This window comes from Pseudomonas sp. 43mfcvi1.1 (assembly GCF_900115935.1).
Lineage (GTDB): Bacteria > Pseudomonadota > Gammaproteobacteria > Pseudomonadales > Pseudomonadaceae > Aquipseudomonas > Aquipseudomonas bijieensis.
Genome location: NZ_UETT01000010.1, coordinates 184,118 through 196,858 on the forward strand (window position 1 = coordinate 184,118; position 12,741 = coordinate 196,858).

The 12,741-nt window shown below is 61.7% G+C and carries 14 protein-coding genes; 10 read left to right on the forward strand and 4 right to left on the reverse strand.

The genetic code is table 11. The features are described 5' to 3' along the window. Nucleotides 1-16: 16 nt before the first annotated feature. From folE to DTP52_RS19935, 5 genes are all read left to right on the forward strand, one after another. Nucleotides 17-577, forward strand: coding sequence for a GTP cyclohydrolase I FolE (gene folE, locus DTP52_RS19915; RefSeq protein WP_109754874.1), 561 nt, complete (start codon nucleotides 17-19; stop codon nucleotides 575-577). Next, complete coding sequence (gene folX, locus DTP52_RS19920; protein ID WP_003178065.1) at nucleotides 578-949, forward strand: dihydroneopterin triphosphate 2'-epimerase; 372 nt, start codon at nucleotides 578-580, stop codon at nucleotides 947-949. 104 nt (nucleotides 950-1,053) lie between these two features. Further along, nucleotides 1,054-1,350, forward strand: a complete 297-nt coding sequence (locus tag DTP52_RS19925; protein ID WP_063324421.1) for a DUF1244 domain-containing protein — start codon at nucleotides 1,054-1,056, stop codon at nucleotides 1,348-1,350. Next, the gene (locus DTP52_RS19930) at nucleotides 1,343-1,681 is read left to right on the forward strand and encodes a HopJ type III effector protein (protein ID WP_109754875.1); all 339 of its coding nucleotides are present in this window, start codon (nucleotides 1,343-1,345) and stop codon (nucleotides 1,679-1,681) included. Before DTP52_RS19925 ends, DTP52_RS19930 begins: the two co-directional genes overlap by 8 nt. A 297-nt stretch (nucleotides 1,682-1,978) precedes the next feature. Next, nucleotides 1,979-3,229, forward strand: a complete 1,251-nt coding sequence (locus DTP52_RS19935) for an aspartate aminotransferase family protein (protein ID WP_109754876.1) — start codon at nucleotides 1,979-1,981, stop codon at nucleotides 3,227-3,229. 178 nt (nucleotides 3,230-3,407) lie between these two features. Here DTP52_RS19935 and trxB read toward each other — a convergent pair whose 3' ends face one another. Continuing rightward, nucleotides 3,408-4,370 (reverse strand): thioredoxin-disulfide reductase, encoded by a 963-nt coding sequence (gene trxB, locus DTP52_RS19940; RefSeq protein WP_003205459.1) that lies wholly within the window; start codon nucleotides 4,368-4,370, stop codon nucleotides 3,408-3,410. Between the two features lie 310 nt (nucleotides 4,371-4,680). Between trxB and cysZ the strand changes: the two genes are divergently transcribed. Together cysZ and DTP52_RS19955 are read left to right on the forward strand one after the other, a co-directional pair. Further along, nucleotides 4,681-5,436, forward strand: coding sequence for a sulfate transporter CysZ (cysZ, locus tag DTP52_RS19950; RefSeq protein ID WP_109754877.1), 756 nt, complete (start codon nucleotides 4,681-4,683; stop codon nucleotides 5,434-5,436). Nucleotides 5,437-5,476: 40 nt separating this feature from the next. Then, entirely contained in the window at nucleotides 5,477-6,676 is a 1,200-nt protein-coding gene (locus DTP52_RS19955; protein WP_109754878.1) for a glycosyltransferase family 1 protein, read from the forward strand. Nucleotides 6,677-6,794: 118 nt separating this feature from the next. On the opposite strand, the gene DTP52_RS19960 is transcribed toward DTP52_RS19955, so the two are convergent. The 3 genes from DTP52_RS19960 to DTP52_RS19970 all read right to left on the reverse strand — a co-directional run bounded on the left by DTP52_RS19960 (nucleotide 6,795) and on the right by DTP52_RS19970 (nucleotide 9,291). Further along, nucleotides 6,795-7,898, reverse strand: coding sequence for an NADH:flavin oxidoreductase (locus DTP52_RS19960; RefSeq protein ID WP_109754879.1), 1,104 nt, complete (start codon nucleotides 7,896-7,898; stop codon nucleotides 6,795-6,797). Nucleotides 7,899-8,201: 303 nt separating this feature from the next. Continuing rightward, complete coding sequence (locus DTP52_RS19965) at nucleotides 8,202-8,684, reverse strand: glutathione peroxidase (protein WP_109754880.1); 483 nt, start codon at nucleotides 8,682-8,684, stop codon at nucleotides 8,202-8,204. A gap of 121 nt (nucleotides 8,685-8,805) precedes the next feature. Next, complete coding sequence (locus DTP52_RS19970) at nucleotides 8,806-9,291, reverse strand: peptidylprolyl isomerase (protein WP_003205467.1); 486 nt, start codon at nucleotides 9,289-9,291, stop codon at nucleotides 8,806-8,808. Here DTP52_RS19970 and DTP52_RS19975 point away from each other — a divergent pair. From DTP52_RS19975 to DTP52_RS19985, 3 genes are read left to right on the forward strand one after another with little or no spacing between them, the layout of a single operon-like run. Then, on the forward strand, nucleotides 9,260-9,598 hold the full coding sequence (locus DTP52_RS19975; protein ID WP_109754940.1) for a DUF3565 domain-containing protein: 339 nt from the start codon (nucleotides 9,260-9,262) through the stop codon (nucleotides 9,596-9,598). The genes DTP52_RS19970 and DTP52_RS19975 overlap by 32 nt on opposite strands. A gap of 58 nt (nucleotides 9,599-9,656) precedes the next feature. Then, nucleotides 9,657-11,756 carry a phosphate acetyltransferase gene (gene pta, locus DTP52_RS19980; protein WP_109754881.1) on the forward strand — a complete coding sequence of 700 codons (2,100 nt, stop codon included), beginning with the start codon at nucleotides 9,657-9,659 and terminating at the stop codon, nucleotides 11,754-11,756. Continuing rightward, on the forward strand, nucleotides 11,757-12,665 hold the full coding sequence (locus tag DTP52_RS19985; RefSeq protein WP_109754882.1) for an acyltransferase: 909 nt from the start codon (nucleotides 11,757-11,759) through the stop codon (nucleotides 12,663-12,665). The last annotated feature ends 76 nt before the right edge of the window (nucleotides 12,666-12,741 follow it).

A 12,741-nucleotide genomic window follows, 5' to 3' on the forward strand; every position in this document is an offset into this window, starting at 1 on the left:
GTTTCGAGGATGCACCATGACGCTATCCCTGCCCCAGAACTACCGCGAGATCCTCATCGGCCTGGGGGAAAACCCCGAGCGCGAGGGGCTGCTCGATACCCCGGCTCGTGCCGCCAAGGCCATGCAGTACCTTTGCCATGGTTATGAACAAAGCGTCGAGCAGATCGTCAATGGCGCACTGTTCGCCTCTGACAGCGATGAAATGATCATCGTCGCCGACATCGAACTCTATTCACTCTGCGAACATCACCTGTTGCCCTTCATCGGCAAGGCCCATGTGGCTTATATTCCTACGGGCAAGGTCCTGGGGCTGTCGAAGATCGCCCGGCTGGTGGACATGTTCGCCCGCCGCCTGCAAATCCAGGAGAACCTGACCCGGCAAATCGCCGACGCGGTGCAGCAAGTCACCCAGGCCGCTGGCGTGGCGGTGGTGATCGAGGCCCAGCACATGTGCATGATGATGCGCGGTGTCGAAAAACAGAACTCGACCATGAACACCTCGGTGATGCTCGGCGCTTTTCGCGATTCCAGCACCACGCGCCAGGAGTTCCTGCAATTGATTCGACGGAGCAAGTAAATGCCACAACTTCAGCCAGCCATGGCACGCATCAAGGTCAAGGACCTGCGTCTGCGCACCTTCATCGGGATCAACGAGGATGAAATCCTCAACAAGCAGGATGTGTTGATCAACCTGACCATCCTCTACGCCGCCCAGGAGGCGGTGCGCGACAACGACATCGACCATGCGCTGAACTACCGCACCATTACCAAGGCAATCATCGCCCACGTGGAAGGCAACCGCTTCGCCCTGCTCGAACGCCTGACCCAGGAATTGCTCGACCTGGTCATGGCCAACGAGTCGGTGCTGTACGCCGAAGTCGAAGTCGACAAGCCCCACGCCTTGCGATTCGCCGAGTCGGTGTCGATTACCCTTGCGGCAAGCCGCTGAGTGGCACGTTTTCAGACGCAGCCCTCAAGCGGTAAGCTTGTCGTCACTGCAATCCATCCCACAGCTTGAAGCACGCCGCTTGAAGCTGTTCGTCAGAGACCATCATGAACGACCAACAACGCCTCGAGCTCGAAGCCGCCGCTTTCCGTCGGCTGGTTGCCCACCTGGACAGCCGCAAGGATGTGCAGAACATCGACCTGATGAACCTCGCCGGCTTCTGCCGCAACTGCCTGTCCAAGTGGTACAAGGCCGCCGCCGATGAACGCCAGATCGAGGTCAGCCTCGACGACGCCCGCGAAGTGGTCTATGGCATGCCGTACGCCGAGTGGAAAGCCCAATACCAGAAAGAAGCCAGCGCCGAACAACAGGCGGCGTTCGCCAAAGGAAAACCCGATGCCTGATCTCAATACCCTGCGTACCCGCCTCAAGAGCGGCGAACATGCCTTCGCCGACACCCTGGCCTTTATCGCCGCCGGCTACGACTACCAACCCCAGGCCTTCGACAACGGCGGCGTGCAAAACGCCGCCGGGCAGAACGAAGGCTCGTGCAAGACCCTGGGCCTGGCCCTGCTCGAAGGCCTGAGCGATGAAGAAGCGCTGCTGGCGTTTGGCGAACACTACCGGTCGGTGCTGGCCACGCCCGAGGGCAGTGACCACGGCAATATCCGCGCGCTGATGGTCCATGGGCTGGCGGGTGTGAGATTCGAAGCGCAGCCGTTGCAACGGCGCTGATCGTCCCGCTTTTGTGACGGGGTCCGCTTTTGTGGCGAGGGAGCTTGCTCCCGCTGGGCTGCGCAGCAGCCCCAAACAGTCAAACTCAATTTGCCTGACACTCCGGGTTGCCAGGTTTCGGGGCCGCTTCGCGCCCCAGCGGGAGCAAGCTCCCTCGCCACAGTGCACGTCCCAAGTCAGTGGCACCTCACCACATCCCGACTTTTAAGATTGACCCGGCAACTTTATTTCGTTTGCCGGCCCCCTCTGCTCGCGGCTTAGATAACGGAAATTTCTCCTCCGTCCGAGCCGTCATCCATGAGCAGCGAAACCATCAGCCAGTCGATCTCCATCGTGCATCCCGTCAGCCTCAGCCATGGCAAAAATGCCGAGGTCTGGGACACCAACGGTAAACGCTACATCGATTTCGTCGGCGGCATCGGTGTGTTGAACCTCGGCCATTGTCATCCACGCATCGTCGAGGCGATCCGTGAACAAGCGACCCGGCTGACTCACTACGCCTTCAATGCCGCTCCCCACGCCCCCTACATTGAGTTGATGGAGCGCCTGGCGACGTTTGTCCCGGTGGATTACCCGGTCAGCGGCATGCTCACCAACAGCGGCGCCGAGGCGGCAGAAAACGCCTTGAAGATCGTGCGTGGTGCCACGGGCCGTACCGCTGTGATCGCGTTTGACGGTGCTTTTCACGGCCGCACCCTGGCGACCCTCAACCTCAACGGCAAGGTCGCGCCCTACAAACAGAAAGTCGGCGTATTGCCCGGGCCGGTGTATCACCTGCCCTACCCCAGCCAGGACAACGGCGTAACCTGCGAAGAGGCCTTGAAGGCCATGGAGCGGCTGTTCAGCGTCGAGATCGATGTGAGTGACGTGGCCTGTTTCATTGTCGAACCGGTGCAGGGCGAAGCCGGCTTCCTGGCGATGGACATAGCCTTCGCCCAGGCCCTGCGACAGTTCTGCGACGAGAAGGGCATTGTGCTGATCATCGATGAGATCCAGTCCGGCTTCGGCCGCACCGGCCAACGCTTTGCGTTCTCGCGACTGGGCATCGAACCAGACCTGATTCTGCTGGGCAAAAGTATTGCCGGCGGCGTGCCTCTGGGGGCTGTGGTGGGACGCAAGGCGCTGCTGGACAACCTGCCCAAGGGCGGCCTGGGCGGCACTTATTCCGGCAACCCCATCGCCTGCGCCGCCGCCCTGGCGACCCTGGATGAAATGACCGACGCCAACCTGCACGCCTGGGGCTCGCAACAGGAAGAGGCGATCGTCAGCCGCTACGAATCCTGGCGGCGTCGTGGGCTAACGCCCTACCTGGGCCGCCTGACCGGCGTCGGCGCGATGCGCGGTATAGAACTGGCCCACGCCGACGGCACACCGGCCTCGGCACAACTGACGCAGTTGCTGGCCCTGGCACGGGAGTCGGGCTTGCTGCTGATGCCCAGTGGTAAATCGCGGCATATCATTCGGCTGCTGGCGCCGTTGACGACCGAGGCGGCGGTGTTGGAAGAGGGCTTGGATATTCTGGAAGCGTGCCTGGCTAAGTTGGCCTGAAATGCGGTGTTTCTGATCACACCAAAAACTTGTGGGAGCGGGCTTGCTCGCGAATGCGGGGGATCAGCCAGCACAGTGTTGACTGACACACCGCATTCGCGAGCAAGCCCGCTCCCACAGGTTTGCGTGGAGCCTAAGTAAAAAAACCGGCCGAAGCCGGTTTTTTTATGCGGATGGATCAGAACGAAGCGTTCTGCAGGCCATCCAGGTAGCGCTCGGTGTCCAGGGCCGCCATGCAGCCGGCGCCGGCCGAGGTGATGGCTTGGCGGTAGACGTGGTCAGCCACGTCGCCGGCCGCGAAGATACCTTCGACGCTGGTAGCGGTAGCGTTACCGTCGCGCCCACCCTTGACCACCAGGTAGCCGTCCTTGAGTTCCAGCTGGCCTTCGAACAGCGAGGTGTTCGGGGTGTGGCCGATGGCGATGAAGACGCCGTCAACCTTGATCTCGTCAAAGCTGCCGTCGTTGTTTTTCAGGCGGGCACCGGTCACGCCCATGTTGTCGCCCAGCACTTCGTCCAGGGTTGCGTTGAGCTTGAGGATGATCTTGCCTTCGGCCACGCGGGCATTGAGCTTATCGATCAGGATCTTCTCGGCGCGGAAGGTTTCGCGACGGTGGATCAGGGTGACCGTGCTGGCGATGTTCGCCAGGTACAGCGCTTCCTCGACCGCGGTGTTGCCGCCACCGACCACTGCCACTGGCTTGTTGCGGTAGAAGAAACCGTCGCAGGTGGCGCAGGCGGAAACACCTTTGCCCATGAAGGCTTCTTCCGACGGCAGGCCCAGGTAACGAGCGCTGGCACCGGTGGCGATGATCAGGGCATCGCAGGTGTAGGTCGCGCTGTCGCCGGTCAGGGTGTAGGGCTTGGCGGCGAAATCCACGGCATTGATGTGGTCGAAAACGATTTCGGTCTCGAAACGCTCGGCGTGTTCTTTCATGCGCTCCATCAGCGCCGGGCCGGTCAGGCCGTGGACGTCGCCCGGCCAGTTGTCGACTTCGGTGGTGGTGGTCAATTGACCGCCGGCCTGCATGCCGGTGATCAGCAGCGGCTTGAGGTTGGCACGGGCCGCATAAACCGCAGCGCTGTAACCGGCAGGGCCGGAACCGAGAATAATCACTCGCGAATGACGCACTTCAGACATGACCTGCTCCTGTTGACCGGACCTTGAGGGCCGGAACGCCGGGTGAGCGGCGTGAATAAAAAAGGACCGTTGACGCACTTGGGGAAGGCTGGTTTCGACAGTCCTGAAAAAGAATGGGTGCAGCGTATCGAGGGAGCGAAGATTAAGGAAATACGGTTTAACAATCCAGCTCATAGGTGAGCTCTATGCCCAGCGGTCCTTCCAATAGGCGCCTTCAGCGCAAGAAACGTTGTTACACGCCATGTCGCCGCTTTCCCAGGCGGGGCAAAGCCGGTAAGGTCGGCGCGTTCACCTTCGCTCGGAGCCACCTATGCCCGCCCCCGTCCTGTCCGGCCCGCAATATTTGCGAGAAGGCCTCAAGCTGGTCTTGAGCCCGGGCCTGCGCCTGTTCGTGCTCTTGCCCCTGGCGATCAACCTGGTGCTGTTCGTCGGCTTGATTTACCTGGCCGGCCATCAGTTCAGCCTGTGGGTCGATACGCTGATGCCGTCGCTGCCGGACTGGCTGAGTTTCCTCAGCTACATTCTCTGGCCGCTGTTCGTGGTGCTCGTCGTACTGATGGTGTTTTTCACCTTCACCATGCTCGCCAACATCATCGCCGCACCGTTCAACGGTTTTCTCGCGGAGAAAGTCGAAGTGGTCGTCCGCGGCACAGACGACTTCCCGGCGTTCAGTTGGGGCGAGTTGATCGCCATGATCCCGCGTACCCTTGGCCGGGAAGCGCGCAAGCTTGGCTACTTCCTGCCCCGCGCCCTGGGGCTGTTCGTGCTGTCGTTCATCCCTGTGGTCAACCTGGTGGCGGCACCGCTGTGGCTGCTGTTCGGCGTGTGGATGATGGCGATCCAGTACATCGACTACCCGGCGGACAACCACAAGCTGGGCTGGAACGAGATGCTCGCCTGGCTGCGGGAAAAACGCTGGCAGAGCCTGGGCTTTGGCGGCAGCGTGTACCTGGTGCTGCTGATCCCGGTGGTGAACATCCTGATGATGCCGGCGGCGGTGGCTGGGGCGACGTTGTTCTGGGTGCGCGAGCAAGGCGCCGAGACCGCGTTGGCCCGGCAGGGCTGAGTCGGTCACAAATCCATCATCCTGGCGTCACAATGACGAAATGGCCCCGGTCGACACTGGGGTCATGACCACACCCCTGCACATTACCCTGATCACTGAAACCTTCCCGCCGGAAATCAATGGCGTGGCCAATACCCTGGGCCGCCTGTACGACGGCCTGCGTGCCCGTGGGCATCAAGTCGAACTGATACGGCCTCGCCAGGTCGACGACCGACGCCAGGCCAGTGACGAGCAGTTGCTGCTGTGCCGGGGCTGGCCGCTACCGGGCTATCCGGGTTTGCAATGGGGCCAGGCGTCCATGCACAAACTGCTCAGGCGCTGGAAACGCCATCGTCCGGACGTACTGTACATCGCCACGGAAGGGCCGCTGGGTTTGTCGGCACTGCGCGCGGCACGACGCCTGGGCATCTCGGTGGTCAGTGGTTTCCACACCAACTTCCAGCAATACACCCAGCAGTACGGCCTCGGGCTGTTAAGTCGCGGGCTCACCCATTACCTGCGCTGGTTTCACAACCGCTCCAGCCTGACCTTGGTGCCCAGCCTCAGCCAGCGCCTGGAACTGGAGCGACGCCACTTCGAGCGCGTGGCACTGCTGTCTCGCGGCGTGGACAGTCAACTGTTCCATCCGATCAAGCGTTCAGCGAGCCTGCGTGAGGCGTGGGGCCTGGGCGACGATGACATCGCCGTGATCCATGTCGGACGCCTGGCACCAGAGAAAAACCTCGGATTGCTCAAGCGCTGTTTCGCCACACTGTGCAGCGCTTTCCCGCAGCGACGGATGAAACTGGTGGTGGTCGGCGACGGCCCGCAAAGGTCCGCGCTGGAGCAGGAACTGCCTGAAGCGATCTTTTGTGGCTCGCAACGCGGCGAAGCGCTGGCCAGCCATTATGCGTCCGGGGATGTGTTTGTCTTTCCGAGCCTGACCGAAACCTTCGGCAACGTGGTGTTGGAGGCGCTGGCGTCCGGGCTGGGCGTGGTGGCCTACGATCAGGCCGCGGCGGCGCAACACATCCGTCATGGTTACAACGGCGTACTTGCAATGCCGGGGGATGAAGAAGCCTTCTGCGACGCGGCCCGCTGGTTGCTGGATGAGCGCGAGGCCTTACGGTGCGTGCGGCTCAATGCCCGCCAACACGCCAGCCGCCAGGGCTGGGCGTCGGTGATCGAGCAGTTCGAGGCGCAGTTGCGCGGGGTTTGTCAGAGCGAACTGCCGTTGCCACAAGCAGTGTCGACACGCTGAAAAGCATCGCGGGCAAGCCTTGCTCCCACATGGGACTTCAGTGAACACATTACTTGTGAACAGCTGATAATCCTGTGGGAGCAAGGCTTGCCCGCGATGAGGCCCTGGAAGGCGCCGCTTAAACCAGGGTCATCAACGCCTCACGACTGAATGGCAAGATCTCCTGCTCGCGCCCTTCACGCACTTTTTGCGCCCAGTCCGGATCCACCAGCAGCGCGCGCCCCACCGCCACCAGGTCGAACTCATCATTGTTCAGGCGCTCCAGCAGCTTCTCCAGGCTGGCCGGTTGCGCGACTTTGTCGGTGTTGACCATGAACTGCAGGAACTCGCCATCCAGGCCGACGCTGCCGACAGTGATGGTGGGCTTGCCGGTGAGTTTGCGGGTCCAGCCGGCCAGGTTCAGTTCGGAACCGTCGAACTCCGGCTCCCAGAAGCGCCGTGTCGAGCAGTGGAAAATATCCACGCCGGCTTCGGACAACGGCTTGAGGAATTCGCCCAGGGCTTCGGGGCTCTGCACCAGGCGCGCGGTGTAATCCTGCTGCTTCCATTGGGAGAACCGGAAAATGATCGGGAAACCCTCGCCCACCGCGGCGCGCACGGCACGGATCAATTCGATCGCAAAGCGCGAACGGTTGGCCAGGGTGCCGCCGTAACCGTCGGTACGCTGGTTGCTGCCTTCCCAGAAGAACTGGTCCACCAGGTAGCCGTGGGCACCGTGGATTTCCACGCCGTCCATGCCGATGCCCTGGGCATCTTTTGCCGCTTGGGCAAACGCAGCGATGACCTCGTCGATATCGGTCTGGGTCATGCCGTGGACCACCACCTGGCCGTCCTTGAGTTTCTCGCTCGGGCCATAACCCGGTACGCTGGCATCCGGCTCGGTGCCAAGGCGGCGCACGTTGCCCACATGCCACAACTGCGGAACGATCTTGCCGCCTTCGGCGTGCACTGCATCCACCACTTTCTTCCAGCCGGCCAAAGCCGCATCGCCATAGAAATGCGGCACGTTCGGGTAGCCGTTGGAAGCCTTGTGCCCGACCGTCGTGCCCTCGGTGATGATCAGGCCGACCCCAGCCGCCGCGCGGCGACGGTAATACTCGACCACCTTGGCATTGGGTACGCCACCGGGCGAAAAGGAACGGGTCATCGGCGCCATCACCACCCGGGTCGGCAACTCGAACGCGCCGAGGTGGAAAGGTTTGAACAGGGCTTTTGCAGGCATGAGGCACTCCACGGGACAACGTCACAGGTCGATATGACGAGGATAATATGTGCCGTGTAAGGTACTGGGTAGCATTATTGATTTGGGTGATTAAGGATTAGAAGATCGCGACTGTCGGGATTGAGCCGAATGCCCAGCCGGGTGCAAAACCTGTGGCGAGGGGATTTATCCCCGCTGGGTTGCGCAGCAGCCCCCAAAACCTGCTAACTCGGCGTGTCAGAAAGACCCGGTCGCTGTTGATGGGGGTTGCTGCGCAACCCAGCGGGGATAAATCCCCTCGCCACAAGGGTCCAGTGCCTGGCTTCAGCTCAGCGCTTTTTCGATCGCCTGGATCACGGCAGGATCATCCGGCGCCGTGCGCGGTGAGAATCGCGCCAACACCCGGCCGTCCTTGCCGAGGAGGAATTTTTCGAAGTTCCAGGTAATGTCCCCGGGAAACTCGGCCCCCTCGCCCGCGAGCAAGCGGTACAACTGGTGACGATCATGGCCGTTCACGTCCAGCTTGCTGGACAGCGGGAACGTCACGCCATAGTTGAGGCTGCAAAACTCCTGGATTTCCTGCTCGGTCCCGGGCTCTTGCCCGGCGAACTGATTGCAGGGCAGGCCCAGGACGGTAAAGCCTTTGGCCTTGTATTGCTGATAGAGATTTTCCAGCGCCGCGTACTGAGGCGTCAGGCCACATTTGGAGGCGACGTTGACCACCAGCACGACTTGCCCCTTGAACGGTGCCAGAGCAAGCTCCTGACCATCCAGGGCTTTGAGTTTAAGGTCGTGAAAAGCACTCATGACGAACTCCAGGTTTGCGGATCTTTTCGAAACAGCCATGGGTGATGCTAACAGCAACCGACTAAAAAGGCGCCGCATGGCGCCTTTTCAGTTCACTGGTCACTTGAGCGTAGCGCAGAAATCAGTGGTGATGACCACCTTCGCCATGGACGTGACCATGAGCGATTTCTTCCTGGCTGGCATCACGGATGTCGACGATCTTGACTTTGAAGTTCAAGCGCTGGCCGGCCAACGGGTGGTTGCCGTCAACGGTGACGTCGTCGCCTTCCAGGTCGCGGATGGTGACGATCTGCATCTGGCCATCGGGCGCCGAGGCGTGGAACTGCATGCCCACTTCCAGCTCATCCACGCCTTCGAACATGCTGCGGCTCAGGGTGCTGACCAGTTCGGCGGAGTACTCGCCATAGGCGTCTTCCGGTTCGACGGTAACGTTCAGGTCGTCACCGACCGTTTTACCTTCCAGGGCTTTTTCCAGACCCTGGATGATGTTGCCTGCGCCATGCAGGTAGACCAGCGGAGCGCCGCCGGCAGAGCTGTCGATGACCTCACCAGCGTCGTTGGTCAGGGTATAGTCGATGGAGACAGCCTTATTGGCGGCGATCAGCATGGGGCGAGACCTTTTGCATAAGAATGAAGAACGGACAAGTCTAAACAAGGATTTGCCCGAAAGCGAACGGAACCCGGACAAACGGGCCTGCTCGAACAGACCGACGGTCACGGGTTTGCATCAGGACGAGGACGGACACTGGGTGGCCGAGCTGTCCTGTGGCCACACCCAGCATCTGCGCCACCAACCGCCGTGGCAGTCCCGGGCCTGGGTGCTGGATCCGGCGCAACGCGTTGAAAAAATAGGCCAGCCCTTTGATTGCGGCTGGTGCGCGCAGGGCCCGGTTAGCGATAACCTTGGCGACTGAATTGACGGTAGACGGCAGTTATAGCCTCGCCCTTGCCATGCACCTTTAGAGAATCCGCATGCAAACTTTTTTTATCGCGCCCACCGATTTTGGTGTGGGTCTGACCTCCATCAGCCTCGGGCTGGTGCGTACCCTCGAACGAGCCGGGCTGAAAGTCGGCTTTTTCAAACCCATTGCCCAGCCTCACCCCGGTGATACCGGGCCGGAGCGCTCCACTGAACTGGTGGCCCGTACCCACGGCCTCAAGCCGCCACAGCCCCTGGGCCTGGCGCATGTCGAGCGCATGCTCGGCGACGGCCAGCTCGATGAGTTGCTGGAAGAAATCATCACCCTTTACCAACAGGCCGCCATCGGCAAAGACGTGCTGGTGGTCGAAGGCATGGTCCCGACCCGCAGCGCCAGCTACGCCGCCCGGGTCAACCTGCACCTGGCCAAGAGCCTGGACGCCGAAGTCATCCTGGTGTCGGCGCCAGAAAACGAAGTGCTGGCCGAGCTGTCCGGCCGGGTGGAATTGCAGGCGCAACTGTTCGGTGGGCCGAAAGATCCGAAAGTCCTCGGGGTGATCCTGAACAAGGTCCGCGCCGACGAAAGCATGGAGGCGTTTTCCGCACGCCTCAAGGAGCACTCGCCGCTGTTGCGCAGCGGCGATTTCCGCCTGCTCGGTTGCATCCCGTTTCGCCCTGAACTCAACGCCCCGCGCACCCGCGATGTGGCCGACCTGATGGGCGCCCAGGTGCTCAATGCCGGCGACTACGAAACCCGGCGCATGAGCAACATCATCATTTGCGCGCGCACCATGCGCAACACCGTGGAGCTGCTCAAGCCCGGCGTGCTGGTGGTGACTCCCGGCGATCGCGACGACATCATCCTCGCGGTGAGCCTGGCAGCGCTCAACGGTGTGCCGCTGGCCGGCTTGCTGCTGACCAGCGATACCCTGCCCGACCCACGCATCATGGACCTGTGCCGAGGCGCCTTGCAGGCCGGGCTGCCGGTGCTGTCGGTGAGCACCGGCTCCTATGACACCGCCAACCTGCTCAACGGACTGAACAAGGAAATTCCTATCGATGACCGCGAACGTGCGGAGATCATCACCGATTTTGTCGCCAGCCACCTGGACGCCAACTGGCTGCACCAGCGCTGCGGCACGCCACGGGAAATGCGCTTGTCGCCAGCCGTGTTCCGCTATCAACTGATCCAGCGCGCCCAGGCTGCCAACAAGCGCATCGTACTGCCCGAAGGCAGTGAACCGCTGACCGTACAGGCCGCCGCCATTTGCCAGGCCCGGGGCATTGCCCGCTGCGTGTTGCTGGCCAAACCGGCCGACGTCGAGGCGGTGGCCCGCGCCCAAGGCATCGAGTTGCCGCCAGGGCTGGAGATTCTCGACCCCGATTCGATTCGCGAGCGTTACGTGGAACCGATGGTGAGGTTGCGCAAAAGCAAAAGCCTGAACGCACCGATGGCCGAGCAGCAGTTGGAAGACACCGTGGTGATCGGCACCATGATGCTGGCGCTGGACGAGGTGGACGGGCTGGTGTCCGGGGTCATCCACTCCACTGCCAACACCATCCGTCCGGCCCTGCAACTGATCAAGACCGCGCCGGGTTGCTCCCTCGTGTCTTCGGTGTTTTTCATGCTGTTCCCCGAAGAAGTGCTGGTGTATGGCGACTGCGTGATGAACCCGCACCCCAGCGCCGCGGAACTGGCGGAAATTGCCCTGCAAAGCGCCGACTCGGCTGCCGCGTTCGGCATCACCCCACGGGTGGCGATGCTCAGCTATTCCAGCGGCGAGTCAGCCAGTGGCGAGGAAGTGGAGAAAGTCCGCGAAGCCACCTTGCTGGCCCACGAGGCGCAACACGGCTTGCTGATCGACGGCCCCTTGCAATACGACGCCGCCGCCAACGAAACCGTGGCGCGGCAACTGGCGCCCAACAGCCAGGTGGCCGGTCGTGCGACGGTATTCATCTTCCCGGACCTGAACACCGGCAACACCACCCACAAGGCCGTGCAACGCAGCGCCGATTGCGTCAGCCTCGGGCCGATGCTGCAAGGCCTGCGCAAACCGGTGAACGACTTGCCGCGTGGCGCCCAGGTCGACGACATCGTATACACCATCGCCCTGACCGCGATCCAAGCCGCCAACCGCCCCCTGGATATTTAAATGCTGGATTTCCTGCCTGTCCCACTGCGGGGCGTGATTGCCTCGCTGCTGTTGGCGCTCAATACCATCGCCTGCTGCACGCCGTTGTTCATCGTGGCGATTTTCAAACTGCTACTGCCCTTCCCCGCTGCCCAGCGCTGCACCGACTGGTTGATGGGCCACATCCACGAAACCTGGATCAGCAACAACAAGGCCTGGATGAACCTGCTACGCCGCACCCGCTGGCACCTCAGCGGCCTGGAAGGCCTGGACTACCAGCACTCGTACCTGGTCACCAGCAACCACCAGAGCTGGGTCGACATCATGGTGTTGCAGTACGTGCTGAACCGGCGCATCCGGCCATTGAAGTTTTTCCTCAAGCAGGAGCTGATCTGGGTGCCGGTGATCGGCCTGGCCTGGTGGGCGCTGGGGTTCCCGTTCATGAAGCGCTATTCCAAGGCGTACCTGGAAAAACATCCAGAAAAGAAGGGCAAGGACCTGGAAACCACCCGCAAGACCTGCGCGAAGTTTCGCGACAATCCGGTGGGCATCTTCAACTTCGTCGAAGGCACGCGCTTCACCGAAGGCAAACATGCCCAGCAGCAGTCACCGTTTCGCTACCTGCTCAAGCCCAAGGCCGGCGGCATCGCGTTTGTACTCGACGCCATGGGTGAGCAACTGGAGTCGATCATCAACGTGACGATCCATTATCCGAGCGGTCGTCCAGGGTATTGGGATTTGCTCTGCGGCAACGTGGAAGAGGTGGTGGTGCATTTCCAGGAACTGAAGATCCCGCCGCAGTTCATTGGCAAGAACTACGATCAGGACGGTGTGTACCGCCTGGAGTTCCAGGGCTGGATCAACCAGTTGTGGCAGGACAAGGATGCGCTGCTTGCGCAGATGCATCGGGAGTATCCAGACCGCCACTGAATCCCTTGTGGGAGCGAGCCTGCTCGCGATTGCGGTGTCTCAGCGTGGATAAATGGAGACTGACCCACCGCTATCG

What these genes read in the sequence shown, in the direction of transcription:
- folE (WP_109754874.1), top strand. Translation starts at nt 17, where the DNA reads ATGACGCTATCCCTGCCCCAGAACTACCGCGAGATCCTCATCGGCCTG.
- folX (WP_003178065.1), top strand. Translation starts at nt 578, where the DNA reads ATGCCACAACTTCAGCCAGCCATGGCACGCATCAAGGTCAAGGACCTG.
- DTP52_RS19925 (WP_063324421.1), top strand. Translation starts at nt 1,054, where the DNA reads ATGAACGACCAACAACGCCTCGAGCTCGAAGCCGCCGCTTTCCGTCGG.
- DTP52_RS19930 (WP_109754875.1), top strand. Translation starts at nt 1,343, where the DNA reads ATGCCTGATCTCAATACCCTGCGTACCCGCCTCAAGAGCGGCGAACAT.
- DTP52_RS19935 (WP_109754876.1), top strand. Translation starts at nt 1,979, where the DNA reads ATGAGCAGCGAAACCATCAGCCAGTCGATCTCCATCGTGCATCCCGTC.
- trxB (WP_003205459.1), bottom strand. Translation starts at nt 4,370, where the DNA reads ATGTCTGAAGTGCGTCATTCGCGAGTGATTATTCTCGGTTCCGGCCCT.
- cysZ (WP_109754877.1), top strand. Translation starts at nt 4,681, where the DNA reads ATGCCCGCCCCCGTCCTGTCCGGCCCGCAATATTTGCGAGAAGGCCTC.
- DTP52_RS19955 (WP_109754878.1), top strand. Translation starts at nt 5,477, where the DNA reads ATGGCCCCGGTCGACACTGGGGTCATGACCACACCCCTGCACATTACC.
- DTP52_RS19960 (WP_109754879.1), bottom strand. Translation starts at nt 7,898, where the DNA reads ATGCCTGCAAAAGCCCTGTTCAAACCTTTCCACCTCGGCGCGTTCGAG.
- DTP52_RS19965 (WP_109754880.1), bottom strand. Translation starts at nt 8,684, where the DNA reads ATGAGTGCTTTTCACGACCTTAAACTCAAAGCCCTGGATGGTCAGGAG.
- DTP52_RS19975 (WP_109754940.1), top strand. Translation starts at nt 9,260, where the DNA reads ATGGAGACAGCCTTATTGGCGGCGATCAGCATGGGGCGAGACCTTTTG.
- DTP52_RS19970 (WP_003205467.1), bottom strand. Translation starts at nt 9,291, where the DNA reads ATGCTGATCGCCGCCAATAAGGCTGTCTCCATCGACTATACCCTGACC.
- pta (WP_109754881.1), top strand. Translation starts at nt 9,657, where the DNA reads ATGCAAACTTTTTTTATCGCGCCCACCGATTTTGGTGTGGGTCTGACC.
- DTP52_RS19985 (WP_109754882.1), top strand. Translation starts at nt 11,757, where the DNA reads ATGCTGGATTTCCTGCCTGTCCCACTGCGGGGCGTGATTGCCTCGCTG.